Source organism: Pseudomonas sp. DL, assembly GCF_047199225.1.
Lineage (GTDB): Bacteria > Pseudomonadota > Gammaproteobacteria > Pseudomonadales > Pseudomonadaceae > Pseudomonas > Pseudomonas aeruginosa.
The window spans coordinates 5,324,942-5,348,869 of sequence record NZ_CP178323.1; the positions used below are offsets into that span (position 1 = coordinate 5,324,942).

24 protein-coding genes are annotated in these 23,928 nt (G+C 66.1%); 6 read left to right on the plus strand and 18 right to left on the minus strand.

What is annotated here, in order from left to right; genetic code table 11:
* Nucleotides 1–87 precede the first annotated feature (87 nt).
* A complete protein-coding gene (glyA, locus tag ACI766_RS24860) occupies nt 88–1,341 on the plus strand; it encodes a serine hydroxymethyltransferase (RefSeq protein WP_003094846.1) in 1,254 nt (417 codons plus the stop codon).
* A gap of 77 nt (nt 1,342–1,418) precedes the next feature.
* Here glyA and ACI766_RS24865 read toward each other — a convergent pair whose 3' ends face one another.
* From ACI766_RS24865 to ACI766_RS24885, 5 genes are all read right to left on the minus strand, one after another.
* Entirely contained in the window at nt 1,419–1,799 is a 381-nt protein-coding gene (locus ACI766_RS24865; RefSeq protein ID WP_003121337.1) for a hypothetical protein, read from the minus strand.
* A 22-nt stretch (nt 1,800–1,821) separates the two neighbouring features.
* Nucleotides 1,822–2,826 (minus strand): GTPase, encoded by a 1,005-nt coding sequence (gene yjiA, locus ACI766_RS24870; protein ID WP_003094852.1) that lies wholly within the window; start codon nt 2,824–2,826, stop codon nt 1,822–1,824.
* Nucleotides 2,827–2,885: 59 nt separating this feature from the next.
* The gene (locus ACI766_RS24875) at nt 2,886–3,089 is read right to left on the minus strand and encodes a YbdD/YjiX family protein (protein ID WP_003094856.1); all 204 of its coding nucleotides are present in this window, start codon (nt 3,087–3,089) and stop codon (nt 2,886–2,888) included.
* 48 nt (nt 3,090–3,137) lie between these two features.
* A complete protein-coding gene (locus ACI766_RS24880; RefSeq protein ID WP_003094859.1) occupies nt 3,138–5,204 on the minus strand; it encodes a carbon starvation CstA family protein in 2,067 nt (688 codons plus the stop codon).
* A 337-nt stretch (nt 5,205–5,541) separates the two neighbouring features.
* Nucleotides 5,542–6,048 (minus strand): DUF3015 domain-containing protein, encoded by a 507-nt coding sequence (locus ACI766_RS24885; RefSeq protein ID WP_003094862.1) that lies wholly within the window; start codon nt 6,046–6,048, stop codon nt 5,542–5,544.
* A 202-nt stretch (nt 6,049–6,250) separates the two neighbouring features.
* On the opposite strand from ACI766_RS24885, the gene mapZ reads away from it, so the two are divergent.
* Nucleotides 6,251–6,628 (plus strand): cyclic di-GMP-binding protein MapZ, encoded by a 378-nt coding sequence (gene mapZ / locus ACI766_RS24890; protein WP_003094864.1) that lies wholly within the window; start codon nt 6,251–6,253, stop codon nt 6,626–6,628.
* 6 nt (nt 6,629–6,634) lie between these two features.
* Here the strand turns inward: mapZ and radA are convergent, their stop codons facing one another.
* The gene (gene radA / locus ACI766_RS24895) at nt 6,635–7,996 is read right to left on the minus strand and encodes a DNA repair protein RadA (RefSeq protein ID WP_003094867.1); all 1,362 of its coding nucleotides are present in this window, start codon (nt 7,994–7,996) and stop codon (nt 6,635–6,637) included.
* A gap of 109 nt (nt 7,997–8,105) precedes the next feature.
* On the opposite strand from radA, the gene ACI766_RS24900 reads away from it, so the two are divergent.
* Complete coding sequence (locus tag ACI766_RS24900) at nt 8,106–8,540, plus strand: CopD family protein (protein WP_003112796.1); 435 nt, start codon at nt 8,106–8,108, stop codon at nt 8,538–8,540.
* A gap of 61 nt (nt 8,541–8,601) precedes the next feature.
* Here ACI766_RS24900 and ACI766_RS24905 read toward each other — a convergent pair whose 3' ends face one another.
* From ACI766_RS24905 to ACI766_RS24920, 4 genes are all read right to left on the minus strand, one after another.
* Entirely contained in the window at nt 8,602–8,856 is a 255-nt protein-coding gene (locus tag ACI766_RS24905) for a YdcH family protein (RefSeq protein ID WP_003104887.1), read from the minus strand.
* Nucleotides 8,857–8,930: 74 nt separating this feature from the next.
* The gene (locus ACI766_RS24910; protein ID WP_025271364.1) at nt 8,931–9,482 is read right to left on the minus strand and encodes an ankyrin repeat domain-containing protein; all 552 of its coding nucleotides are present in this window, start codon (nt 9,480–9,482) and stop codon (nt 8,931–8,933) included.
* Between the two features lie 53 nt (nt 9,483–9,535).
* Entirely contained in the window at nt 9,536–11,077 is a 1,542-nt protein-coding gene (gene katB / locus ACI766_RS24915) for a catalase KatB (RefSeq protein WP_003094881.1), read from the minus strand.
* On the minus strand, nt 11,074–11,523 hold the full coding sequence (locus ACI766_RS24920) for a hypothetical protein (protein WP_170869550.1): 450 nt from the start codon (nt 11,521–11,523) through the stop codon (nt 11,074–11,076). The genes katB and ACI766_RS24920 overlap by 4 nt, the downstream gene beginning before the upstream one ends.
* 81 nt (nt 11,524–11,604) lie before the next feature.
* On the opposite strand from ACI766_RS24920, the gene mscL reads away from it, so the two are divergent.
* Nucleotides 11,605–12,018 carry a large-conductance mechanosensitive channel protein MscL gene (gene mscL, locus ACI766_RS24925; protein ID WP_003094890.1) on the plus strand — a complete coding sequence of 138 codons (414 nt, stop codon included), beginning with the start codon at nt 11,605–11,607 and terminating at the stop codon, nt 12,016–12,018.
* Between the two features lie 104 nt (nt 12,019–12,122).
* On the opposite strand, the gene ACI766_RS24930 is transcribed toward mscL, so the two are convergent.
* Nucleotides 12,123–12,899, minus strand: coding sequence for a ferredoxin--NADP reductase (locus ACI766_RS24930; RefSeq protein ID WP_003110878.1), 777 nt, complete (start codon nt 12,897–12,899; stop codon nt 12,123–12,125).
* 106 nt (nt 12,900–13,005) lie between these two features.
* Complete coding sequence (locus ACI766_RS24935; protein ID WP_003104879.1) at nt 13,006–14,004, minus strand: DctP family TRAP transporter solute-binding subunit; 999 nt, start codon at nt 14,002–14,004, stop codon at nt 13,006–13,008.
* A 327-nt stretch (nt 14,005–14,331) separates the two neighbouring features.
* Between ACI766_RS24935 and ACI766_RS24940 the strand changes: the two genes are divergently transcribed.
* Nucleotides 14,332–15,456 carry a methyltransferase gene (locus tag ACI766_RS24940; protein ID WP_023087810.1) on the plus strand — a complete coding sequence of 375 codons (1,125 nt, stop codon included), beginning with the start codon at nt 14,332–14,334 and terminating at the stop codon, nt 15,454–15,456.
* Here the strand turns inward: ACI766_RS24940 and ACI766_RS24945 are convergent, their stop codons facing one another.
* Genes ACI766_RS24945 through ACI766_RS24965 form a run of 5 tightly spaced genes read right to left on the minus strand, consistent with a single transcriptional unit; the run spans nt 15,457 to nt 21,620 of the window.
* On the minus strand, nt 15,457–16,032 hold the full coding sequence (locus ACI766_RS24945; protein ID WP_003104875.1) for an NTP transferase domain-containing protein: 576 nt from the start codon (nt 16,030–16,032) through the stop codon (nt 15,457–15,459).
* Nucleotides 16,032–17,003 carry an XdhC family protein gene (locus ACI766_RS24950; protein WP_003104873.1) on the minus strand — a complete coding sequence of 324 codons (972 nt, stop codon included), beginning with the start codon at nt 17,001–17,003 and terminating at the stop codon, nt 16,032–16,034. Before ACI766_RS24950 ends, ACI766_RS24945 begins: the two co-directional genes overlap by 1 nt.
* A gap of 3 nt (nt 17,004–17,006) precedes the next feature.
* On the minus strand, nt 17,007–18,254 hold the full coding sequence (locus tag ACI766_RS24955) for a cytochrome c (protein ID WP_023087811.1): 1,248 nt from the start codon (nt 18,252–18,254) through the stop codon (nt 17,007–17,009).
* 2 nt (nt 18,255–18,256) lie between these two features.
* Nucleotides 18,257–18,796 carry a (2Fe-2S)-binding protein gene (locus ACI766_RS24960; RefSeq protein WP_003104869.1) on the minus strand — a complete coding sequence of 180 codons (540 nt, stop codon included), beginning with the start codon at nt 18,794–18,796 and terminating at the stop codon, nt 18,257–18,259.
* A complete protein-coding gene (locus ACI766_RS24965) occupies nt 18,789–21,620 on the minus strand; it encodes a xanthine dehydrogenase family protein molybdopterin-binding subunit (RefSeq protein WP_003106770.1) in 2,832 nt (943 codons plus the stop codon). Before ACI766_RS24965 ends, ACI766_RS24960 begins: the two co-directional genes overlap by 8 nt.
* Before the next feature lie 310 nt (nt 21,621–21,930).
* Here ACI766_RS24965 and ACI766_RS24970 point away from each other — a divergent pair, with 310 nt between their 5' ends.
* Nucleotides 21,931–23,142, plus strand: coding sequence for an MFS transporter (locus tag ACI766_RS24970; RefSeq protein WP_003094912.1), 1,212 nt, complete (start codon nt 21,931–21,933; stop codon nt 23,140–23,142).
* 159 nt (nt 23,143–23,301) lie between these two features.
* On the opposite strand, the gene ACI766_RS24975 is transcribed toward ACI766_RS24970, so the two are convergent.
* The gene (locus ACI766_RS24975) at nt 23,302–23,691 is read right to left on the minus strand and encodes a hypothetical protein (RefSeq protein WP_003106768.1); all 390 of its coding nucleotides are present in this window, start codon (nt 23,689–23,691) and stop codon (nt 23,302–23,304) included.
* Nucleotides 23,692–23,928 lie beyond the last annotated feature (237 nt).

The window sequence follows — 23,928 nt, forward strand, 5'->3', positions numbered from 1 at the left end:
CGACATGATGGCCTTTCATGTGCCAGCACCCGCCGCATGGGTTAGAATGCGCGCCTTTTCCCAGCACCGATCCTTATGAGGACCGCCATGTTCAGCCGTGATTTGACCCTCGCCCGCTACGATGCCGAACTCTTTGCCGCGATGGAGCAGGAAGCCCAGCGCCAGGAAGAGCACATCGAGCTGATCGCCTCCGAGAACTACACCAGCCCGGCGGTGATGGAAGCCCAGGGTTCGGTGCTGACCAACAAGTACGCCGAAGGTTATCCGCACAAGCGCTACTACGGCGGCTGCGAGTACGTCGATATCGTCGAGCAACTGGCCATCGACCGCGCCAAGCAACTGTTCGGCGCCGATTACGCCAACGTCCAGCCGCACGCCGGCTCCCAGGCCAACGCCGCGGTCTACCTGGCCCTGCTGTCGGCCGGCGACACCATCCTCGGCATGAGCCTGGCCCATGGCGGCCACCTGACCCACGGCGCCAGCGTCTCCTCCTCCGGCAAGCTGTACAACGCCGTGCAGTACGGCATCGACGCCAATGGCCTGATCGACTACGACGAAGTCGAGCGCCTGGCCGTGGAGCACAAGCCGAAGATGATCGTCGCCGGCTTCTCCGCCTATTCCCAGGTCCTCGATTTCGCCCGCTTCCGCGCCATCGCCGACAAGGTCGGCGCCTACCTGTTCGTCGACATGGCCCACGTCGCCGGCCTGGTCGCCGCTGGCGTCTACCCGAACCCGGTGCCGTTCGCCGACGTGGTCACCACCACCACCCACAAGACCCTGCGCGGTCCGCGCGGTGGCCTGATCCTGGCGCGCGCCAACGAGGAGATCGAGAAGAAGCTCAACTCCGCGGTATTCCCCGGCGCCCAGGGCGGTCCGCTGGAGCACGTGATCGCGGCCAAGGCGGTGTGCTTCAAGGAAGCCCTGCAGCCGGAGTTCAAGACCTACCAGCAGCAGGTCCTGAAGAACGCCCAGAGCATGGCCCAGGTCTTCCTCGACCGCGGTTTCGACGTGGTTTCCGGCGGCACCCAGAACCACCTGTTCCTGCTCTCCCTGATCAAGCAGGACATCACCGGCAAAGACGCCGACGCCGCCCTCGGCCGCGCGTTCATCACCGTGAACAAGAACTCGGTCCCGAACGACCCGCGCTCGCCGTTCGTCACCTCCGGCCTGCGCATCGGTACCCCGGCCGTGACCACCCGCGGCTTCAAGGAAGCCGAGTGCCGCGAGCTGGCCGGCTGGATCTGCGACATCCTCGAGAACATGGGCGACGAGTCCGTGGTCGACGGCGTACGCGAGAAGGTCAAGGCGATCTGCGCCAAGTTCCCGGTCTACGGCAACTAAGCGACAAGGCAAGACGAAAGAGCCCGGCAAATGCCGGGCTTTTTCATTTCCTCCGAGGGAGGAGGCGCCGGGTAGCGTTATCGCCGGTCCTCGACATGGATCACCGCCAAGGCCTCGGCATCCTCGCCCCGCCGGGAGCGGCCGTGCATGCCGACGAGCAGCTCGCCGGCGTCCTCCTCCAGTTCCTCGCGAGGGACGAAGGTAAGGATGTCCGGGTGATGCCCGGTCACCACCCAGCCGCGGCCGTTGTCCAGGGTGATCACACCGAAGTCGCCCGCCGGCGTGCCGACCTGTACCGCTCCCCACTCGGCCAGCAATGCCCGCGCCTGGGCCGCGAGGTCCGGCTCCGGCTGCGTGAGGATCACGCAAGTGCCCTGGGCGAACAGCACCCAGGATTTGTCCGCGCCACGGATGCAGTCCCGCCAGGCGCCGATCAATGCGTTCCTGTCCATTTCCACGCTCCTTTGGCGTCGATGCGCCTCAGCGGCCTTCGACGATGCGTTCGAAGCCCTCGCGGATACTGTCCTCCGGCAGGTTGTCGCCGATGAACACGATCACGCTCTCGCGCGCCTCGTCGTCCCGCCACTCGCTATCCCAGTCGAAGCCGTAGAGTCGCAGCACGCCCTGGAACACCAGGCGACGCGGCTCGTCGGCGATGTTCAGCACGCCCTTGTAGCGCAGCAGGGAATTGCCATGCCACTGCAACAGGTCGTCCATGAACTCGCTCAGCCTTTCGAGATCGAGCGGCGTGTCGCTGCGCAGTACCAGGGTGCCGATGCGATCGCGGCTGTCCTTGGCTGCCACCGCTCGCAGCGGGCGCAGGCCGATGCCAGGACCGAGGTCGGCGTTGAGGTTGAAGCCACGTACGTCGAGCAGGTGCGCCAGGTCGATGCGGCCGTGCTCGACCACATGCACCAGCGCCCTCCGGTTGATCCGTTGCAGGCGCTGGCCCAGGGCCTCGAAGGTGGCGGCGTCGACCAGGTCGGTCTTGCTCACCAGGATGCGGTCGGCGAAGCCGACCTGGGCCTGGGCGATGGTTTCCTGCAGGTGACGCTCGGCGTTGGCGGCGTCCACCAGGGTGATGATGCCGTCCAGCACGTAGCGCTGGCAGAGTTCCTCGTCGGCGAAGAAGGTCTGCGCCACCGGCGCCGGATCGGCCAGGCCGGTGCACTCGATCACCAGGCGGTCGAAGTCGATTTCGCCGTTGTCGCGGCGCTCCAGCAGGAGGAACAGGGCCTTTTCCAGGTCGGTGTTGATCGAGCAGCAGACGCAGCCATTGGACAGCGTCATCACCTGCACCGGCTCGACGCCGAGCAACTGGCCGTCGATCGGCGTCTCGCTGTACTCGTTCTCGATCACCGCGATCTTCATGCCGTGCTCGGCCTGCAGCAGGTACTTGAGCAGGGTGGTCTTGCCGGCGCCGAGGAAGCCGGTGAGCACGGTGACGGGGATCGGGGCGTGGTTGTCGTTGGCTACTTCGGACATGCGCAACTTCCAGAAAAGACGCGGGCCACGTCAGACGTGGCCCGCGGAAGGATGGGGATTCAGCAGCAGCGGATCGGCCGACCCTTGCCGCCACCGTAGCGCGCCTCCTGGCGCTCGCGGAAGAACTCCTCGTAGGTCATCACCGGCTTGTCCGGGTGCTTGTTGCGCATGTGCTCGACATAGGTGTCGTAGTCGGGCATGCCGACCAGCATCCGGGCGGCCTGGCCCAGGTATTTGCCCATGCGGCTGAGGTCGTTGAACATGGCGAGTTCCTCGTTAAGGCTCCCTGGCGAACCGGGGAGCGCGGCCGGTCAGGCGTCGGGGATGGGCTCGAACGGGGTTTCCTTGTCGGTCCGCTCGCTCTTGCCCCAGGCCGCGATGCCGACCTTGATGGCGTAGAACAGTACGCTGAAGACCACCAGCAGGAACAGCACGGTCAGACCGGCGTTGATGTAGGCGTTCAGCACCACGTGCTGCATCTGGCCGATATCCTTGGCCGGCGCCAGCACCTGGCCGGCATCCAGCGCGGTGGCGTACTTCTCGCCAAGAGCGACGAAGCCGACCGCCGGGTTGCTGTCGAAGATCTTGATCAGGCCCGCGGTGGTGGTGCAGATCAGCAACCAGGCCGCCGGCAGGATGGTGACCCAGACATACTGCTGGCGCTTCATCTTGATCAGGACCACGGTGGCGAGCATCAGCGCGATGCCGGCGAGCATCTGGTTGGAAATGCCGAACAGCGGCCACAGGGTATTGATCCCGCCCAGCGGGTCGACCACGCCCTGGTACAGCAGCCAGCCCCACAGCGCCACGCAGCCGCCGGTGCCGATGATGTTGGCGGTCCACGACTCGGTCTTCTTCAGCGCCGGCACGAAGTTGCCCAGCAGGTCCTGCAGCATGAAGCGCCCGGCACGGGTGCCGGCGTCCACCGCGGTGAGGATGAACAAGGCCTCGAAGAGGATCGCGAAGTGGTACCAGAAGGCCATGGTGTTCTCGCCCGGCAGCACCTGGTGGAGGATGTGCGCGATCCCCACCGCCAGGGTCGGCGCGCCGCCGGCACGGGCCAGGATGGTGGTCTCGCCGATGTCCTGGGCGGTCTGGGTGAGTTGCTCCGGCGTGATGGCGAAGCCCCAGCTGCTGACGGTCGCGGCCACCGCGTTGACGTCGGCGCCGACCACCGCCGGCGGGCTGTTCATGGCGAAGTAGATGCCCGGCTCGATCACCGAGGCGGCGACCATCGCCATGATCGCCACGAAGGACTCCATCAGCATGCCGCCGTAGCCGATGTAGCGGGCGTCGGGCTCGCGGTTGAGCAGCTTCGGCGTGGTCCCCGAGGAGATCAGCGCGTGGAAGCCGGACACCGCGCCGCAGGCGATGGTGATGAACAGGAACGGGAACAGGCTGCCTTTCCAGACCGGGCCGGTGCCGTCGGTGAACTGGGTCAGGGCCGGCATCTTCAGTTCCGGCATGACGATCAGGATGCCGATCGCCAGGCCGATGATGGTGCCGATCTTGAGGAAGGTCGACAGGTAGTCGCGCGGCGCCAGCAGCAGCCACACCGGCAGTACCGAGGCGACGGCGCCGTAGCCGATCAGCATCCAGGTGATCTGGATTCCACTGAAGGTGAAATGCGGCGCCCATTCCGGACTGGCCGCGACCTGCCCGCCGAGCCAGATCGAACCGAGCAGGAGGAACACCCCGATGATCGAGATCTCGCCGATCCGGCCGGGGCGGATGAAGCGCATGTAGACGCCCATGAACAGCGCGATGGGAATGGTCGCGAGGACGGTGAACATGCCCCAGGGGCTGTCGGCCAGAGCCTTCACCACGATCAGCGCGAGCACCGCGAGGATGATGATCATGATCAGGAAGGCGCCGAACAGCGCGATAGTCCCGGCCACCTGGCCCATTTCCTCGCGCACCAGCTCGCCCAGCGAGCGGCCGTTGCGACGGCTGGAGATGAACAGGACCATGAAGTCCTGCACCGCGCCGGCGAGGACTACGCCGGCGATCAGCCAGAGGGTGCCGGGCAGGTAGCCCATCTGCGCGGCAAGGACCGGACCGACCAGCGGACCGGCGCCGGCGATGGCGGCGAAGTGGTGGCCGAAGAGGATGTGCTTGTTGGTCGGGACGTAGTCCAGGCCATCGTTGTTGAGTACCGCGGGAGTGGCGCGGTTGGGGTCCAGTTGCATCACCTTGCTGGCGATGAACAGGCTGTAGTAACGGTAGGCGACCAGGTAGATGGCCACCGCCGCCACCACGATCCACAAGGCGTTGATCGCTTCGCCACGACGCAGGGCGACGACGCCCAGGGCCGCGGCGCCCACGATCGCCACCACCAGCCAGGCGAGGTGACGTAGCAGGCTATTGTTATTGTTCATAGTGTTTGGCTTCCGACAGATGGAGGGCGCAGTTCTGCAGCGAAAATTCTAGCCGCGAACCGACCAGGGGTCATACGACCTTAGTCTAGAGCGGTTACCGCGCGATGGCGGTAGGCGCAATGTCGCAGGAATCCGCCGGAAAAGTCCATGGCCGACAAGGGCCGGCCAGGCGAAAACGCTTCGGCGCGACCTTGCCCTCTCCGTAGGAAGCGCCCTGGGAAAACGCCGCATGCCCAAGCCGTTCGTCTGCCGTGGCAACGAAGGCGGCAACCTCCGGCGGGCAGGCCGCGCACACGAAAAAGCCCGCCGTAGCGGGCTCTTTCCTGGGCCTGAGGTCTCAGGCCGGTTGCTTGGCGTAGCGCGCCAGGGTGCCGTCGCGACTCATCACCGCCAGGGTGTTGCTCAGGACCTGTTCGCCCGTCGCATCCTTGCTCGCGAAGATCTCGCCGAAATGCTGCTGGGTGACCTGGGCGAAGTGCGCCCGGTCCTTGGCTTCCACGCCGAGCAGCACGGCATAGGCGTCGAGCGCTTCGCCCTGGCCCTTGGCCATGTCCTCGGCGATGTTGTCGAGCATCCCGTTCATGGCGAAGATCGAGCGGCCGCCGTAGCCCAGGCGTGCATTGGTGTTGCAACCGTTGGTCCCGGAGGTCATGCCGAAGGTGGCGTTGCCCGAGGTACCGTTGGTGGTGGTGGCCAGCAGGTGCGGGAACAGGCCGCGCTGGCCCTCGAACACCATGTTGCCCCAACCACAGCCATTACCGCCTGCCGCGTCGGCGTGTGCCGTCATGCTGCCCAGGCTCAGCAGCCCCAGAACCAACCCCTTGCTCAAAAGTCGCTTGTCCATGTCTGCGCTCCGCAGTTGTATTTTGGAGAAAAACGCTTTAGCAGCTTTGGCGAGACTTGACGAACTGTCAAACTCGGACACATGCCGCCGATCCAGCCGCACAGGCGGGGACGGACGGCACCGCCGATCGAATTCCGCCACTTCCCCGCCGGCATGGCTTGGCTATAGTGGTATCCAGCAGCGCGCACCGAGGGATCGCGACATGAGTGACCAGCACGACGAACGTCGACGTTTCCACCGGATCGCCTTCGACGCCGACAGCGAGATCCTCCAGGGCGAACGGCGCTGGGAGGTCTTGCTCCACGACGTCTCCCTGCACGGCATCCTGGTCGGCCAGCCGCAGGACTGGAACGGCGACCCGCAACGGCCCTTCGAGGCCCGCCTGTACCTGGGCCTGGATGTACTGATCCGCATGGAGATCAGCCTGGCCTGGGCTCGCGACGGCCTGCTCGGCTTCGAATGCCAGCACATCGACCTCGACTCCATCAGCCACCTGCGCCGCCTGGTGGAACTGAACCTGGGCGACGAGGAACTCCTCGAGCGCGAGCTGGCCCTGCTGGTCAGCGCCCACGACGACTGAGGCGGGTCACTCGAAGAGGGCGTCCAGGGCCTGCTCGAGGCGCGTCACGGCGATCACCTGCAATCCCGCCGGCGCCTCCTTCGGCGCGTTGCCGAGGGGTACGATGGCACGCTTGAAACCATGCTTGCCGGCTTCCTTCAGGCGCTCCTGGCCGCTCGGCACCGGACGCACCTCGCCGGACAGCCCGACCTCGCCGAACACCAGCAGGTCGTGCGGCAGCGGGCGGTTGCGCAGGCTGGACATCACCGCCGCCATCAACGCCAGGTCGGAGGCGGTTTCCAGCACCTTGACCCCACCCACCACGTTGAGGAACACGTCCTGGTCGTAGGTCGGGATACCGCCGTGCCGGTGCAGCACCGCCAGCAGCATCGCCAGGCGGTTCTGGTCGAGGCCCAGGGTCACCCGCCGCGGATTCGCCAGGTGACTGGTGTCGACCAGCGCCTGGACCTCCACCAGCATCGGCCGCGAGCCTTCCCAGGTGGCCATCACCACGCTGCCGGGCACCGCTTCCTGGGCCCGCGTGAGGAAGATCGCCGAAGGGTTGCTCACTTCCTTCAGGCCTTTGTCGGTCATGCCGAACACTCCCAGTTCGTTGACCGCGCCGAAGCGGTTCTTCACCGCCCGCAGCAGGCGCAGGCGGCCGTCTGATTCGCCCTCGAAATACAGTACGGTGTCGACCATGTGTTCGAGCACCCGCGGGCCGGCCAGGGCGCCTTCCTTGGTCACGTGGCCGACCAGGAAGATCGCCGTGCCGCTCTGCTTGGCATAGCGCACCAGCATCGCGGCGCTCTCGCGGACCTGGGCGACGCCGCCCGGCGCCGATTGCAACTGCTCGGTGAAGATGGTCTGGATCGAGTCGATCACCATCACCCGCGGCTGCTCCTGGCGCGCGGTGGCGATGATGGTCTCGATGCTGGTCTCGGTCATCACCTTGAGCTTGTCTTCCGGCAACGACAGGCGCCGCGCGCGCATCGCCACCTGCTGCTGGGATTCCTCGCCGGTGACGTACAGCGCCGGGACGCGGCTGGCCAGGTTGCAAAGGGTCTGCAGGAGAATGGTCGACTTGCCGATGCCGGGATCGCCGCCGATCAGCACCACCGAACCGTCCACCAGGCCGCCGCCGAGAACCCGGTCCAGTTCGGTGGAGCCGGTCGTGAAGCGCGGCATTTCCTCGACGCTGACCTCCGCCAGGGTCTTCAGGTTGGCCTGCTGGCCGGCCCAGCCGCCGCGGCCGGAGCCGCTCGGCGCGGCCTCGACGACGGTCTCCACCAGGGTGTTCCAGGCCCCGCAGTCCGCGCACTGGCCGGCCCATTTCGGGAAGGTCGCGCCACACTCGGTGCAGCCGTACATGCGCTTGGCCTTGGCCATGGGAACTCCTCTCGCGGGCAAAGCGCAGATGATAGCCGCTGGCTTGATTCCGATCAGCCTCGATCGACCGCGCTTCGCGCAACACTGATGGCCGGACAAGGAGACTTCCATGCGCACACTGCTGTTCCTGCACCTGCTGGGTGCCGCGATCTGGGTCGGCGGCCACCTGGTCCTGGCCCTCGGCATCCTCCCCGGCGCCCTGCGCCGCCGCGATCCCCAGGCGATCCGTGCCTTCGAGCAGGTCTACGAGCGGATCGGCATCCCCGCCCTGCTGCTGCAGGTGGTCAGCGGCCTGTGGCTGGCCAGCCTGTGGCTGCCGTTCGACCACTGGTTCGGCGCCACGCCGGTGGCCCGTGCCCTGCAGCTCAAGCTGCTGCTCCTGGCGGCGACCGCCGCCCTGGGCGTGCATGCGCGCCTGCGCCTGATCCCGAACCTGGACGCCGAGAGCCTGCCGAAGCTGGGCTGGCACATCGCCGCGATCACCCTGGTGGGCCTGGGTTTCGTCGCGGTCGGACAGAGTTTCCGTTTCGGCGGCGCCTTCTGAGCATGCCCACATGAAAAAGGGCGCCGGAGGCGCCCTTTTTCATGCCGTTGTCGTGAATGAATCAATGGCCTTTTCCGTTGGCCTTCCTCAGCCTCTCGGCGATTTCGTCCTTGAGTTGCACCCGTTGCTGCTTCAACCCCTGCAGCGCCAGGTCGTCGAGGGGTTCGCGACCGCCCTCGACCTCGTAGATGCGCTTGTCGAGGCTCTCATAGTCCGCCGCCAGGCGAGTGAAGTGGGCGTCGTTGCCATGAAGTTGCTTCAGTTCGGCATGAAAATCCGGAAACTCCCGGGAAAGCGGATGTTGCTCGAGCGGCATGACGGACCTCCTCTGACGTTGTATACGACACCTCCAGACTAGCCCAGCAGGCCTCCTCCGAACATTGCCCCCGATCACCTCGCCGCCGCAGTGCCGTTCAGTTCGCCGCGTCGCAGGCTTTCCACGCTGTTGCCCAGCGCATCGCGGGCGCCAAGGTCGGCACCGCGCGCCGACAGCGCCTGGAGCAGCTCCTCGCGCTCGAACAGCGCCGCGTACATGGCCGCGGTCTGCCCTGCGCCGTTGCGCTGGTCGGGGCTGCATTGCGCGCCGATCAGGCGCCGGGCGATGCGGACCTCGCCCTTGAAGATGGCGCCCATCAGGGCGGTGTTGCCGCGCGCATCCTGGACGCAGGGGTCGGCCCCGGCCTCCAGCAATTGTTCCACCGCTCCGCCATGGCCGTGGTAGGCGGCCAGGATCAGCGCGGTATAGCCCTTGGCATCCTGCACATCGAGGTCGAAGCCGGCCTCGACGAACTCCTTCAGCATGGCCTGGTCACCGCGTCGGGCGGCATCGAAGAAGTAGTCGCGCAACCGCGCTTCGACCTCGACCCCATGCACCTCGCCAGCTTGCGCGGCCAGCGCCGCGAGCAGCAAGCCTGCCAGAATCCAACCTCGCATCGTCGTCATCTCCCACCAAACCGATAGAGGAAGGGCGGCCTGGATGGCCGCCCCGGTTGCGATCAATCCTGGAGCTTCGCCGCCAGTTGCCGGACGCGCTGCAGATCGGCCCCGGCCACCTTGGCCAGGCCCGTGCCGTAGTCGCTGTCAGCCTTGTAGAAGTAGGAAAGCATGATGTACTTGCTCTCGTCGTCGGTGATCGCCAACGCCCCGCCGAGACTGGCGATCAGGTCGGCCTGGTCCTTCTTGCCGTAGGAGCGGAACAGCTCGCCGGTCTGCTTGAAGTTCTGCTCGCGCTGGATCTTCGCCTGCTGGGTGGTGCCGCTCAGCGGGGTCCGCACGTATCGGGCGCTGGCCTGCTCCTCGCGCGGATCGAGCCGGCTCGGCTGGTAGTTCACCCCGCTGGTACTGTGTCCGGCGTTCAGCGCGCCGTCCTGGTTGACGGTATTGACCTCGCTGCGCGGGCGGTTGACCGGCAGGCCCAGGCCGTTGGCGCCGACCCGGTACATCTGGGTATCGGCGTAGGCGAACAGCCGTCCCTGGAGCAGGCGATCCTCGGAGGGCTCGATGCCCGGCACCAGGTTCGACGGCGCCATGGCGACCTGTTCGGTTTCCTGGAAGAAGTTGTCGACGTTGCGGTTCAGCACCATCTGGCCGATCTTGCGCTCGGGAATGCCCGGCCAGATCTTGGTCGCGTCCAGCGGGTCGAAGTCGAATTTCGCCAGGTCCTCGGGCTTGAGCACCTGGATGTACAGGTCCCATTTCGGGAAGTCGCCCTTCCGGATCGCGCTCACCAGGTCATTGGTCATGTGGCTGTAGTCGCGCCCCTGGACTTCAGCCACCTGTTTCGGATCGAGGTTCTTCTGGCCCTGCAGGCTCTTCCAGTGGAACTTCACGTAGTGCACTTCGCCCCTGGCGTTGACCAGCTTGTAGGCATGCACGCTGTTGCCGTCCATTTCCCGGTAGCTGGCCGGGGTGCCCTCGTTGGAATACAGCAGGGTCAGGGTGCGGGTCGCCTCCGGCACGTGGGAGAAGAAATCGAAGCGTCGCGAGTCGTCGTCGAGGTTGCTGCGCGGGTCCGGCTTGAAGGCATGGACCATGTCCGGGAACTTGATCGCATCGCGGATGAAGAAGGTCGGGAAGTTGTTGCCCACCAGGTCCCAATTGCCGTCTGCGGTATAGAACTTGGTGGCGAAACCGCGCGGATCGCGCAGGGTTTCCGGGGAGTGGTTGCCGTGCACCACCGCGGAGAAGCGCACGAATACCGGGGTCTTCTCGCCCTTGCGGAAGACCTTGGCCATGCTCAGGTCGCTGATATCGGCACTGGCGACGAACTCGCCATGGGCGCCGGTGCCGCGGGCATGCACCACGCGTTCGGGAATACGCTCGCGGTCGAAACGTTGCAGCTTCTGCAGCAGTTGCACGTCCTGCAGCAGCACCGAACCGTTGGGCCCGGCGGTCTGCGAGTTCTGGTTGTCGCCCACTGGCGCACCGTTGTCACGGGTCAGGGTCGCGGCCTGCACGGACAGCGACAGGAGGCTGGCGGTCAGGCTTGCCGCCACCAGCAGGCGGCCGGGACGGAAGGCGTTCAGGGAAGGGTTCATGGAAGAGCTCCTAATGGCTTGTCAGGCGTCTTGTTGCGCCCGACCAAGGTAAGGAGCGCCGCCGGCGACGCTAAATTGAAAAACCTCACCGCGCCGATTAGGAATATCAATGCGCCCATGAATCGCAAAAAGAAATAAAAAAGACCGCCAGCCGAAGAAAGCCCGCGCTGGTGCACCAGGCACTCCCAGTCCGCTCGCCGGTAAACGAGTTCACCTTCGTTATTTGCCTGCGAAGTTAGGTCGGAGAACCTCGCCACTCCAACTTCAACTTCCGGCATCTGCATGGCGCAGTTCAAAGTTGCCGAAGTTGCTTTGTCTTCTTTCTTGGCGAATTCCTGAAAATCGACATGAGTGTAATGTTTTTCCTCTAAACTTCGTTTCTCCCCACAAGACCCGACGCAAACGTATGCCTTGCGAATTTTCGCGTTGCCGGGGGGAACCAACACACCAATCTTCCAGCCTGAGCAACTTGCCGAAGGCTGCATTAGACTGCCTTTACCTATTAGCGAAATACAGGGAGTGAACCCATGGGTCTTCTGAGTGAATTCAAAGCCTTTGCCGTCAAGGGCAATGTCGTGGATATGGCTGTCGGTATCATCATCGGCGCGGCCTTCGGCAAGATCGTCTCGTCCTTCGTGGGCGATGTGATCATGCCGCCGATCGGACTGCTGATCGGCGGAGTCGACTTCTCCGACCTGGCGATAACATTGAAGGCCGCCGAAGGCGACGTGCCGGCGGTGGTGCTGGCCTATGGCAAGTTCATTCAGACCATACTCGACTTCGTCATCGTGGCCTTCGCCATCTTCATGGGGGTCAAGGCGATCAACCGCCTCAAGCGCGAAGAAGCCGTCGCGCCGTCCGAACCGCCAGTGCCGAGTGCCGAGGAAACCCTGCTGACCGAGATCCGCGATCTGCTGAAAGCCCAGCAGAACAAGTCGTGATCGCGTCGGCGGAACAATGAAAAAGGGCCCGAACGGGCCCTTTTTCATTGCCGGACAACACGCCGGGCGGCAGCGTTATCCGCCGCTACTGCGCGGGCACGCACCTACCAGTAGTTCTCCACCGCCACCTGCCCCGGGCGCCGGGTCAGACTGAGGTTCATGCCGCGAGCCTTCAGCACGGCGCGGGTGTCCTCGATCATCTGCGGGTTGCCGCAGAGCATCACCCGCGAATGCTCCGGGGTCAGTTCCAGGTCGGCGGCACGCTCCAGATCGCCGTTCTCGATCAGCGTGGTGATACGTCCGTTCAGGCAACCGGGTACCTGCTCGCGGGTCACCACCGGGATGAACTGCAGCTTGTGGGCATGCTCGGCCAGGTATTCGCGCTCGGCGAGGCCGGCGATCAGCTCGCGGTAGGCCAGCTCCTTGCTCTCACGCACGCTGTAGACCAGCTTGATGCTTTCGAAGCGCTCCCAGACCTCGAAGTCCTGCAGGATCGAGACGAACGGCGCCACACCGGTACCGGTGGCCAGCAGCCAAAGGTCACGACCATCCACGAAGCGGTCGAGGGTGAGGAAGCCGAAGGCCTGGCGATCGACCAGCAACTGGTCGCCCTCGCGCAGGCGGCTGAGTTCGCTGGTGAACTCGCCGTCCGGGACGACGATGGAAAAGAAGTCGAGGAATTCGTCATGAGGCGCCGAAACCATCGAGTAGGCGCGCCAGACGATACTGCCGCTGGGCTTGTACACGCCGAGCCGGGCGAATTGCCCGGCGCGGAACCGGAATCCCGCGTCGCGGCTGGTACGCAGGGTGAACAGGTTGGGAGTCAGAGGCTGCACGTCGAGCAGCGTCTGGCGGGTGAATTTCTCTTCGCTGGCGGTCATGGTCCGCTCCGGATACCGATACTCCCCTAGTGTCCCGCAAAGCACCCGGCAGAAACACCCGCAAGGCTTGTGGCTATCCCCGCTGACGGGAATAGCCAGCGGCCGATCAGCGCTTGCGGTTGACCACCTGGGCCGCGCGCAACACGTCACTACCGATCTGCGCCTCGTAGTTCTTCCACAGCGGCTTCATGGCGTTGCGCCAGGCCTCGTGCTCTTCCGCGCTGAGGCTGACCAGGCGGCTCTTGCCGGCTGCCAGCAGGTGCTCGCGCTCCTTCTGGTTGAGCGCTTCGGCTTCCTTGTTCACCACCAGGGTGACCTCGTCGACGATGCTCTCCAGTTCGGTGCGGGTCTGGTAGGGAATGCCGGTCCAGAACGCCGAACTGGTGATCAGCATGTAGCTGAGCGCGCCGTGATTGGTCTCGGTGATGTACGGCTGCACGCTGTCGATCTTCTGTCCGGCGAGGTTCGACCAGGTGTTCTCGGTGCCCTGCACGCTGCCGGCCTGCATGGCCTTGAGGGTCTCGGCGTAGGACAACTGCTTGGCGGTGGCGCCGAGCATGGCGAACTGCGCTTCCAGCACCGACGACGGCTGGATACGGAAGACCAGGCCCTTGGCATCGTCCGGCCGGTGCAGCTCGCGAGTGGCGGAAAGTTGCTTCATGCCGTTGTTCCAGTAGGCCAGGCCATAGATACCGTGCTTGGCCATGGAGCGCAGCAGTTCGCGGCTCTTGTCGCGCTTCTGGAAACGCTTCAGGGCCTCCAGATCATCGAACAGGAACGGCAGGTCGAACACCTGGAGTTGCTTGGTATAGGGCTCGAACTTGGACAGCGAGGTGGCCAGCATCTGCACCTTGTTGGCGCGCAGGGCCTCGATCTCGTCGGCGTCGCCGAACAGCGTCGAGTTGGGGTAGACCTCGACCTTGACCTTGCCCGGCAGACGCTCCTCGGCAAGCTTCTTGAACAACAGCGCCCCCTTGCCCTTGGGCGTGTCGTCGGAGACCACATGGGAGAACTTGATCACGATCGGGCCGGCGTCCTCGGCATGGGCGACGGCGGAAACGGCGAACAGTGCGGCGAACGCCACACCGACAAACGGCTTGAACATCGATGTACCTGTGCGATGGCAACGACGAGCCCCGCGACGGCTCGCACGGGTCTCGTTCGGGAAACGGGTTGGGTGACGGTCACCGCTCGAAGTGGCGAAGGCGCCCGTCCAGGCGCTACCGGGTCATGACAGGCGCTATCGAAGCCCTAGCCCGGTTATTATTGGCGTGCCCGGCTGGATGACTCGTCGGTAAGGAAACGACTAACCAGAGCCGGGTAAAGAATTTTTCGGCATATCCGTGTGCCGCACAAGCTGGAGAACTCCAACCAGCTCTCAGTTTCGACAGATTGTTAATTGACGAGCGGGATTCGCCCCGCCGGGAACCCGATGCCTCTATTCGCCCCCCCCTTCGCCCAGCTCGACCTGGTCCGCCAGCCCGAGCAGGACGGCGAGCCCCTCCAGGCGTTCGACGCCGCCGACGAATACCTGCTCAACCAGTTGCACGAACGGGGCGTGACGGCGCAATGCCGGGTGCTGGTCCTCAACGACGCCTTCGGCGCCCTCGCCGCGAGCCTGGCGCCGCACGTCCAGGTCACCAGCAGCGGCGATTCGCACCTGGGCTTCCTCGCCCTGCGCAAGAACCTCGCGCGCAACGGCCTCGACCTGGGCTCGGTGCGCTTCGTCCCGGCCAGCGAAACCGCCGTGGGGCCCTTCGATCACGTACTGGTCAAGGTGCCGAAGACCCTCGCGTTGCTGGAGGAGCAACTGATCCGCCTGCACGGCCAACTGGCACCGGGCGCGCAGGTCGTCGCCGCGGGGATGGTCAAGCACTTGCCGCGCGCCGCCGGCGACCTGCTGGAACGCTACATCGGCCCGATGCACGCTTCGCTGGCGGTGAAGAAGGCCCGCCTGCTGATCGCCGAGGCAGCGGAGCGCCCGCAACCGCGCTCGCCCTATCCGACCCGCTATCGCCTGGAGCAGCCGCCGCTGACGCTGCTCAACCACGCCAACGTATTCTGCCGGGAGGGTCTCGACATCGGCACCCGCGCCTTCCTCCCGCACCTGCCACGCAGCCTCGGCGCGCTACGCGCCGCCGACCTGGGCTGCGGCAACGGGGTGCTCGGCATCGCCTACGCGCTGCTCAACCCGCAGGCCGAGCTGACCCTGGTGGATGAGTCGTACATGGCCGTGCAGTCGGCGCGGGAAAACTGGCGAGCGGCGCTGGGCGAGCGGCCGGCGACGTTCCGCGCCGACGATGGCCTGGCCGGCCAGGCGGCGGGCTCGCTGGACCTGGTCCTGTGCAACCCGCCGTTCCACCAGCAGCAGGTGGTCGGCGACTTCCTCGCCTGGCGCATGTTTCTCCAGGCTCGCGATGCCCTGGCGGCGGGCGGCGAACTGTGGATCGTCGGCAACCGCCACCTGGGCTACCACGCCAAGCTCAAGCGGCTGTTCCGCGGGGTCGAGCAGGTCGCGGCGAATCCGAAGTTCGTGATCCTGAAAGCGGGAAAATAGTCAGCCGAGCGCCGCCGGGGTGTCCACGTCGCGGAGTACGCCCGGATCGTCGCACGGCACCTCGCACCAGGCCGGACGATGGGCCTGCAGCACACGGCGCGCGCCCTGGTCGCCGTCCAGTTGCGCAAGCGCGTCCCAGAAAGCGCGGCCGAACAGCACCGGATGGCCGCGCTGACCGTCGTACAGGGGAAACACGATGGCTTCGGGAGTGGCCATCGCGGCCAGACGCTCGAGGGTATCGGCGGCGATCCAGGGCATGTCGCCGAGCAGGACGGCGATGGCCCGGGCCGTGCTGTTCCTCGCCGCCGCGACGCCGGCGGCCAGGCTGTGGCCCATGCCCAACGATGCATCGAGGCTGTGGACAAGCCGCTGCTGCGCCGGCAGGCCCAGGCTCGCCGGGGTGTCTCCGGCACGCACCACCACCCGCACCTCGGCGAACGCCTCGCGCGCCCGCGCCACGCTGGCCGCCAGCAGGGTCGTGCCATCAGCCAGGCGCGCCAGGCGCTTGTCGCTGCCGAAGCGGCGCCCCTGCCCGGCCGCCAGGACCAGGCACAGCACCTCGTCGGCGGCGACCATCAGAGCCGCTCGCGGGGAATGCCGTTGCGGATGCGAAGAATGTCCGCCAGCACCGCCAGGGCGATTTCCGCCGGCGTCTTGCTGCCGAGGTTGAGGCCGATCGGCGCGTGGATCCGCGCCAGTTCGGCATCGCCCAGGCCGCCGATGCGCCGCAGGCGCTCGAAGCGTTTCTCCGAGGTCGCCCGCGATCCCATCACGCCGATATAGAAGGCTTCGGTACGCACCGCCTCGAGCATCGCCAGGTCGTCGATCTTCGGATCGTGGGTCAACGCCACCACCGCCGTATCGGCGTGGCAACCGCCGTCGGCGATGAACAGCGAGGGCAGCTCGCGACGGATCTCGATGCCCTCCAGCACCACGCCGCGCAAGGCTTCTTCGCGCGGGTCGCAGAGGATCACCTCGAAGCCCAGGCCCTTGCCGAACTCGGCGCAGGCATGGGCGACGCTGGAATAGCCGGCCAGCAGCAGGCGCTGGGCAGCGCCGACGCGCAAGCGCACGCACTCGCCGTCGCGTTCAGCCCGAGGGCCGTGGCTGGAATCGTCGCGCAGGCTGCGCGCGCCGCTGCCCAGCTCGACCTCGCGCAGCAGGCGGCGCTGACCAAGCAACGCCGACTCCAGCTCGCGCAGATGGGCCTGGACATCGCAGTCCGGCGCCAGGTTTTCCACCAGTACGTCGAGGATGCCGCCGCAGGGCAGGCGGATGTTCGAGTTCGGGTCGTCGCCCTCGCCGTAGCGCACGATCACCGCGGGATCGGGGAAACCGCCGGCGGCGACCCGTTCGAGGAAATCATCCTCGACGCAGCCGCCGGACAGCGAGCCGATCCATTCACCGCTGGCGTTCACCGCCAGCAGCGATCCCGGCGCGCGGGGCGCCGAGCCATAGGTCGTGAGCACGGTACAGAACCACACCCGTTCGCCGCCCACGGACCACTTCAGCGCCTTGCGGACCACCTGTAGATCGAGGTGTTGCACGATTCACTTCACCTTGACGGTATGCGCCGAAGCGCTCTCCATCTTCAATTGCGCGACCTGTTGGGGACCGAGGTCACCGGGCAATCCGCCCCAGGTCTGGCGCAGGTAGTTGAGCAGGTCCGTGAGTTGCTCGTCGTCGAGTTTCCCGGCGAAACCGGGCATCGGTTGCATGCGTTCGAAGCCGGTGAACTGCTGTTCGACGATGCCGTCTTCGATCACTCGCAACAGATTACGCGGGTCTTGCAGGCGCAGGGTAGTGTTGCCGTTCATCGCCACCGCGATATGCGGCTTGCCCTCGCCTTCGCCGCCGTGGCAGCCGGCGCAGACGTTGAGGTACTGCTGGCGACCGCGCTTGCCGCTGTCGTTCAGCTGCGCCTCGGGCAGCGCCTGGACCACCTTGGCCGGCGGCGGCTGGTCGCCGAGCAGGTAGGTGGCCATGGCTGCCAGGTCGCTGTCGTCGAGGTGCTGGGTGCTGTGGTGCACCACCGGGAACATCTCGTTGAACATGCTGCCCTGGGCGCTCATGCCGTGCTTGAGGAAGCTCGCCAGGTCCGGCTGGGTCCAACCGCGCGCGGCAAGGGCGCCGGGCAGCAGGCTGGGCGCCAGGTAGCCGTTGAGCAGGCCGCCGCTCAGGCGCTTGTCCTGCTCCAGGGCGCCGGCCAGGTTGCGCGGGGTATGGCACTCGCCGCAGTGGCCGAGCACCTCGACCATGTACTGCCCGCGCTTCCAGGCCTCGCTGCGCCCTTCCTCCGGCTGCAAGCGCACGCTCTTGCCGTAGAGCAGGTTCCAGCCGGCCAGGCCCATGCGCACGTTGAACGGGAAGCTCAGGCTGGTCTGCGGCGCCGGCCGGGCGATCGGCTCCTGGGCCATCAGGTAGGCGTAGATGGCGTCGGCATCCTCGCGCTCGATCAGGTGATAGGAGGTGTAGGGCATCGCCGGATAGAGGTAGGCGCCGTCCTTGCGCTTGCCCTCGGTAAGAGCGGCGAAGAACTCGTCGGCGCTGTAGGCGCCGATGCCGTGTTCCTTGTCCGGGGTGATGTTGGTGCCGTAGATGGTGCCGAACGGCGACTGGATCGGCAGCCCGCCGGCGAACGGCGCGCCGCCCTCGGCGGTATGGCAGGCCATGCAGTCGGCGGCGCGGGCGAGGTATTCGCCGCGCTTGACCAGCGCCGCGTCGGCGCTGGCGGCGGAGGCCAGGAACGGCGACAGCGCGGCCAGCGCCAGGGCGAGGCCGGAAAGGGTCAGCTTCATCCTCAAGCCTCCTTGACCAGGCCGAGTTCGTCGAGCACGTCGCGGGTGGCGCTGTAGTAGCGCACGTAGCCGGTGCAACGGCAGATGTGATGGCCGAGGCTGTCCTCGATCGCCTGCTCCAGCTCGCTGCGCTTGATCGGCTGGCGCTGGGCTTTTTCCACCAGCACGGTGGCGGCGTTGACGAAGCCCGGCGCGCAATAGCTGCACTGGAAGGCGAACTGGTCGACGAACTTCTGCTGGATCGGGTTCAGCTCGCGGATGTCGCCATTCTCGTCGCGCTGGGCATGGCCCTCGATGGTGCGAACCTTCTTGCCGTCGAAGTAGTGCGCGCCGGTGATGCAGGTGCGCACTTCCTCGCTGGTGCCGTCCGGATTGTCGACGATCACCACGCAGGCATGGCAGATGCCCTGGCCACAGCCCAGGCGCGAGCCGGTGAGGTTCTGGTATTCGTGCAGGTAGTCGATCATCGGCAGGTCTTCGGCGACCTCCACCGGACCGACGGTTTGACCGTTGAGGGTCATCTGGAGCTTGCGGTTAGCCATGGAGGGCCTCCTTGATGCGGGCGGGAGTGATGGGCAGGTCGCGGACGCGCTTGCCGGTGGCGTGCGCCACGGCGTTGGCGATGGCGCCGACCACCGGGATCATCACCACCTCGGCGATGCCTTTGGCCGGATCGGTCGGCGACAGCGGCGGGAGGATCTCCGCCGTCTGGTTCCAAACCGCCACGTCCTTCGCCCGCGGCAACCGGTAGCGGTTGAAGTTCCAGTCCCCTTCCGCAGGGCCGCCCTCGTAGAGCGGCATTTCCTCCAGCAGCGCATGGCCGATACCCATGGCGATGCCGCCCTCCAGCTGGCCCTTGACCAGCTCCGGCACCAGCACCCGGCCGCACTCGATCCAGGAATGGTGGTCGAGCACCTGCACCTCGCCGCTGCCCTTGTTCACCTTCAGCTCGACCAGGGTCGCCACCGGACTGTAGTAGGTGACCATCGCGTTGTTCAGCTGGGTCGCCGGATAAGCCGGATTCTGCCGGTCGAGCAGGTGGAAGCCGGCGCTGTTCATCATCGCCTTCTTCACTCCCGGCGCGCCGTCGCCGTACTTCACCGCCATGGCGTCGAGCGGCAGGCGCTCGCGCACGCCATCGATGACGAAGTCCGCCTCGGCCCAGCTCCAGCGGTTGAAGCCGTGGACGCTGACGCCGGTGACCAGGCCCATCTCGTGGGCCTTCTTCGCCAGCTCGGCGAAGGGAATCGGCGCCAGGCCGTTGCCGGTCAACTGGCCGTCGACCCATACCGCGTTTTCGCGGCGCACCACATAGGGATTGGCCTGGCCGCCGAACGGACCGCTGCGCCACAGCTCCAGGGCCGCCGGCCACAGGCCGTGGTTGAACAGCACGCGCGCGGCTTCGCGGGTGGCGTGGCTGAAATAGAACGCCGAGTTGGTCGCCGACGACGGCGAGGCCAGCTTGCCGACCCAGCGCGGATCGCGTAGCGCGGCGTCCTGCTCGGCCTGGCTCATCAGGTAGGGATTGCCCTTGGTGGTGAGCCGCAGCTCGGGCCATTCGGTCTCGGCGGTCTTCACCTCGTCCGCCGGACGGCCGAGGAAGTCGCCGACCACGAAGGCCTGCGAGGTGGACATCCCGGTACCGATCTCGGTGCCGATGTGGCGCAGGCTGATGCGCCCGTCGGCGCTGAACTCGATGCTCGCCATCGGCGCCTCGGCGCCGGTGCCGAAGTCCTTCTGGCAAATGGCGAAGCCGACCCCATACCAGTTGTCCGGGTCCTCCGCGTCGAAGCGCTTCTTGCGTGCGTCGCGGTCCTTCCAGACCTCGTGGGCAGCGGCCTTGTCGAGGATCTCGTGCAGGCGCAGGGCACCGGCCGGGACCGCGCCCTGGGTGTTCTTCATGCCCGAGCGCAGGGCGTTGCGACGACGCAGGTCGATGGCGTCGACGCCCAGCCGGCCAGCGATCTCGTCGACCATCATCTCGGTCGCGGCCATGGTCTGCAGGGTACCGTAGCCGCGCATCGAGCCGGCCTCCACGCCGCGCGAATGATAGGCGGTGACCGCCAGGTCGTTCTGCGGCATGTAGTAGATCGACTGCGCGGCGGTGGCGCCCACCGCCGCCACCGAGGCGCTGTAGTTGGCGCGCCCGCCGCCGTCGGCGCTCATGTCGGCGCGGAAGATGCGGAAGCCGAGGTCGTTCCTGTCTACCGCCAGTTGGTAGCGGATGTCGAACGGGTGGCGCTTGATGCCGCTCTGGAACTGCTCGTAGCGGTCGTTGGCCAGGCGCACCGGCACACCCTCGCCATACAGCGCGGCGAGCGCGGCATAGAAGACGAAGATGTTGTTGTCCTTGGAGCCGTAGCCGACGGTATAGCCCGGATGGATGTTGAACTTCTCCAGGGCGAAGCGCGACGGCTTGATCATGTGCACGCTTTCGTAGGCGACTTCGAACGGGCACTGGGTGGCGACCACGAAGTGCAAGGTCTTGCTCGCCGCGTCGTACCAGCCGTTGCCGTTGTCCGGCTCCAGTGCCGCCGGCTCGATCGATGGGGTCTTGTAGCGCTCGTCGAAGACCAGCCAGTCCTGCGGCGGGTTTTCCAGTTGCTCGGCCATGCGCTTGGCATGGAACAGCCCCTGCTCGGTGAGGTCGCCGTGCAGCTTCGGCTCGCTGGTCCATACCGGTTTGCGGTTGAGGATGGTGGGGAACAGCATCGAGTCCTTCAGGCTGGAGAACTCGTCGTCCTCGTAGGGCGTCTTGCCGCCGACCCGGACGAAGCGATAGCTGCCGTAGGGATCGCCCTGGTACAGCGGGGCCTGGGCGCCATAGCGGATCGCCTTGTCGTTGAACTTGAGCTTGAGCTTGGCCCGGCGGAAGCGCTCGAAGTCGTTCCAGATCAGGATCGCCACCGGATGGCCGATGAACATCGGCACCTTGCCCGGCGGCAGGAGCGGATCGGGCGAATGCGCCTCGGGGAAGACGATGCCGTCCTTCTCCAGGTCGGCGGCGGTGACGATACGGTCCGGCTGCAACTCGGCGCCCAGCCAGGAAAGGTCGTGGCCTTCGTAGATGCGGTCGGCGCGAACGGTCTTCAGCAACATGGCGTGGCCTTGCTGCTGCGGCCAGCCGGGCATGTCCCTGGCGCGGATATCGCGGGCGAACACCTTGTTGCCGCAGACCTTGGACAAGGCGTCGTTACGGAAACGGACCTGACCGTTGCCCGCCATCCAGCGCTGGGCGGAAACGGTCACCTGGTTCTCGAACAAGGCAGCGAACGCCTGGCTGCCGAGCGGCGCCAGGGTGACACCCACGCCGGCGATCAACCCGCCCTGGAGAAAGGCGCGCCGGGATATATCACGGTTGGACATGCAAGTTCCTCTGGGTGGTACGGTTCCCACCCATGTCGTTATTCAGGCTTGAACAGCTCGTCCGGACGGACGAGGTGGAGCACGCAGGCGGAAAAACCTGACTCAGGAGTTAATTTTAGCGACAAGTCGCACCCGAGGAAAAGTCCCGTCTACCGCTGGAAGGCCCCATGGACACTCGACTTTGGTCGCCTGCCAGGCCGGCTCCAACCTTTTCGTGCGCTTCTCTGAATCTTCGATTTCGGCAATGGCAACAGCCAAGAGGTAACCACATGTTACTCTCCGCCCTCCTCTCGAAACGCCCGACCCCAGCATGTCCAGCCAACCCAGCTCCCTGCTCCGCCATCGTCCCTTCCTCGCCTTCTGGCTGGCCCGCGTCTGCACCGCCAGCGGCTTCCAGATGCTCACCGTGGCCATCGGCTGGCACATCTACGAACTGACCGGCAATGTCCTCGACCTGGGCCTGGTAGGCCTGGTCGAATTCCTCCCGCGGGTACTGTTCATGCTCCACACCGGGCATGTTGCCGACCGCTACGACCGACGCAGGATCGCCGCCCTCTGCCAGGCCGGCCAGGCCCTGGTGGCGGTGGCACTGGTGCTCGGCGCGGCTTCGGGAGAGATCACCCGCAACATGATCTTCGTCCTCGCCTTCGCCCTCGGTACCGCCCGCGCCTTCGAAATGCCGACCACCCAGGCGCTGCTGCCGAACCTGGTACCGGCCGGGCTGTTCCCGCGCGCGGTGGCCGCTTCGGCTTCGGCGATGCAGGCGGCGACCATTGCCGCCCCGGCCCTCGGCGGCCTGCTCTATGCGTTCGGTGCCTCCTGGGTCTACGTGCCGACCGCGACTCTCTACGTCCTCGCGTGCGTCCTGACGCTCAGCCTGCCGGTACGCAACCAGCCGCTCACCCAGGGCAAGGCCACCCTCGACTCGCTGCTCGCCGGCATCCGTTTCATCCGCAGCCGACCGGACATCTTCGGGGCGATCTCCCTCGATCTGTTCGCCGTGCTCCTCGGCGGCGCCACCGCCCTGCTCCCGGTGTTCGCCAAGGACATCCTGCTCACCGGGCCCTGGGGCCTCGGCCTGCTGCGCTCGGCTCCAGCGGTGGGCGCCCTGGCAATGTCGTTCTGGCTGGCGCACTTCAGCATCGAACGCAACGTCGGGCGGATCATGTTCCTCTCCGTGGGCATCTTCGGCCTGGCAACCATCGCCTTCGGCCTGTCGAAATCGTTCTGGCTGTCCCTCGGCGTGCTGGTGGTACTCGGCGCCGCGGATATGGTCAGCATGGTCATCCGCGGCGCCTTCGTGCAGCTCGAAACCCCCGACGAGATGCGCGGCCGGGTCAGCGCGGTGAACGGCCTGTTCATCGGCGCCTCGAACCAGCTCGGCGAGTTCGAGTCCGGGCTCACCGCACACTGGTTCGGCACGGTACCGGCAGTGGTCCTTGGCGGGATCGGCACCCTGGTGGTCACCGGAGCGTGGATGAAGCTGTTCCCTAGCCTGGCGCAACGCGACCGCCTGCACTGAGGCCAATGCCGTCGCGCGCCGCTGCCCCGACAGCGGCGTATCGGCGATAACGCCTGGGGCGTTATCCGTCCTCCCCATGGAACACCGCACCTTCTCGGCAATAAGAAAGCCCGGCATCGAGCCGGGCTTTTCTCGCACCTTGCGGCGTTATCCCCGGTGTCAGGCGGGGCGCCGCATCTCCCGATGCAGGCGGTCGACGGTGCGCTCGCTACCGTTGTCGGCCAGGCGCAGATCGACGCGCCCCATGTCCTTGTGCAGACGGTCGACGGTCTGTTCGCTGCCGTTCTCGGCCAGGCGCGCCTCGCGGCTGGTCATGTCGCGGTGCAAGCGATCGATGGTCTGCTCGCTGCCGCTTTCGGCGACCCGGCGTTCTTCCTGGACGCGCGGCGCCTGGGTCTTGCGCAGGCGTTCGAGGGTACGGTCGGAACCGTCGGAGGCGATCAGTTGTTGGGCACCGCGCAGGGCGATGGATTCGACCCGCGGTGCAGCGAAGGCGGCATTGGCGGTCAGGGTAGCAAGGGCGATGGCGAGGATCAGCGGGCGTTTCATGGCAGTGGCTCCAGGTATTCGTTACGTGGGGCCATTCTCTGTTCGGGAAACTCGATTGGAAAACGAAGCGCGCCAATAGTATTCATCGACGTTTGAAATAGTGCGAAGAACCGCTCTAGTACAGGAGTTACAGCAAGAATACGCCTCTCCGACCGGCCTTGGCACGGATTGACGGCATCGATATGAAAAATCGAAGAAATCGAAAGTTTGAGAAAAACACTCGGAATTGAGCACGGA

What these genes read in the sequence shown, in the direction of transcription:
- glyA (WP_003094846.1), top strand. Translation starts at nt 88, where the DNA reads ATGTTCAGCCGTGATTTGACCCTCGCCCGCTACGATGCCGAACTCTTT.
- yjiA (WP_003094852.1), bottom strand. Translation starts at nt 2,826, where the DNA reads ATGTCCGAAGTAGCCAACGACAACCACGCCCCGATCCCCGTCACCGTG.
- ACI766_RS24875 (WP_003094856.1), bottom strand. Translation starts at nt 3,089, where the DNA reads ATGTTCAACGACCTCAGCCGCATGGGCAAATACCTGGGCCAGGCCGCC.
- ACI766_RS24880 (WP_003094859.1), bottom strand. Translation starts at nt 5,204, where the DNA reads ATGAACAATAACAATAGCCTGCTACGTCACCTCGCCTGGCTGGTGGTG.
- ACI766_RS24885 (WP_003094862.1), bottom strand. Translation starts at nt 6,048, where the DNA reads ATGGACAAGCGACTTTTGAGCAAGGGGTTGGTTCTGGGGCTGCTGAGC.
- mapZ (WP_003094864.1), top strand. Translation starts at nt 6,251, where the DNA reads ATGAGTGACCAGCACGACGAACGTCGACGTTTCCACCGGATCGCCTTC.
- radA (WP_003094867.1), bottom strand. Translation starts at nt 7,996, where the DNA reads ATGGCCAAGGCCAAGCGCATGTACGGCTGCACCGAGTGTGGCGCGACC.
- ACI766_RS24900 (WP_003112796.1), top strand. Translation starts at nt 8,106, where the DNA reads ATGCGCACACTGCTGTTCCTGCACCTGCTGGGTGCCGCGATCTGGGTC.
- ACI766_RS24905 (WP_003104887.1), bottom strand. Translation starts at nt 8,856, where the DNA reads ATGCCGCTCGAGCAACATCCGCTTTCCCGGGAGTTTCCGGATTTTCAT.
- ACI766_RS24910 (WP_025271364.1), bottom strand. Translation starts at nt 9,482, where the DNA reads ATGACGACGATGCGAGGTTGGATTCTGGCAGGCTTGCTGCTCGCGGCG.
- katB (WP_003094881.1), bottom strand. Translation starts at nt 11,077, where the DNA reads ATGAACCCTTCCCTGAACGCCTTCCGTCCCGGCCGCCTGCTGGTGGCG.
- mscL (WP_003094890.1), top strand. Translation starts at nt 11,605, where the DNA reads ATGGGTCTTCTGAGTGAATTCAAAGCCTTTGCCGTCAAGGGCAATGTC.
- ACI766_RS24930 (WP_003110878.1), bottom strand. Translation starts at nt 12,899, where the DNA reads ATGACCGCCAGCGAAGAGAAATTCACCCGCCAGACGCTGCTCGACGTG.
- ACI766_RS24935 (WP_003104879.1), bottom strand. Translation starts at nt 14,004, where the DNA reads ATGTTCAAGCCGTTTGTCGGTGTGGCGTTCGCCGCACTGTTCGCCGTT.
- ACI766_RS24940 (WP_023087810.1), top strand. Translation starts at nt 14,332, where the DNA reads ATGCCTCTATTCGCCCCCCCCTTCGCCCAGCTCGACCTGGTCCGCCAG.
- ACI766_RS24945 (WP_003104875.1), bottom strand. Translation starts at nt 16,032, where the DNA reads ATGGTCGCCGCCGACGAGGTGCTGTGCCTGGTCCTGGCGGCCGGGCAG.
- ACI766_RS24955 (WP_023087811.1), bottom strand. Translation starts at nt 18,254, where the DNA reads ATGAAGCTGACCCTTTCCGGCCTCGCCCTGGCGCTGGCCGCGCTGTCG.
- ACI766_RS24960 (WP_003104869.1), bottom strand. Translation starts at nt 18,796, where the DNA reads ATGGCTAACCGCAAGCTCCAGATGACCCTCAACGGTCAAACCGTCGGT.
- ACI766_RS24965 (WP_003106770.1), bottom strand. Translation starts at nt 21,620, where the DNA reads ATGTCCAACCGTGATATATCCCGGCGCGCCTTTCTCCAGGGCGGGTTG.
- ACI766_RS24970 (WP_003094912.1), top strand. Translation starts at nt 21,931, where the DNA reads ATGTCCAGCCAACCCAGCTCCCTGCTCCGCCATCGTCCCTTCCTCGCC.
- ACI766_RS24975 (WP_003106768.1), bottom strand. Translation starts at nt 23,691, where the DNA reads ATGAAACGCCCGCTGATCCTCGCCATCGCCCTTGCTACCCTGACCGCC.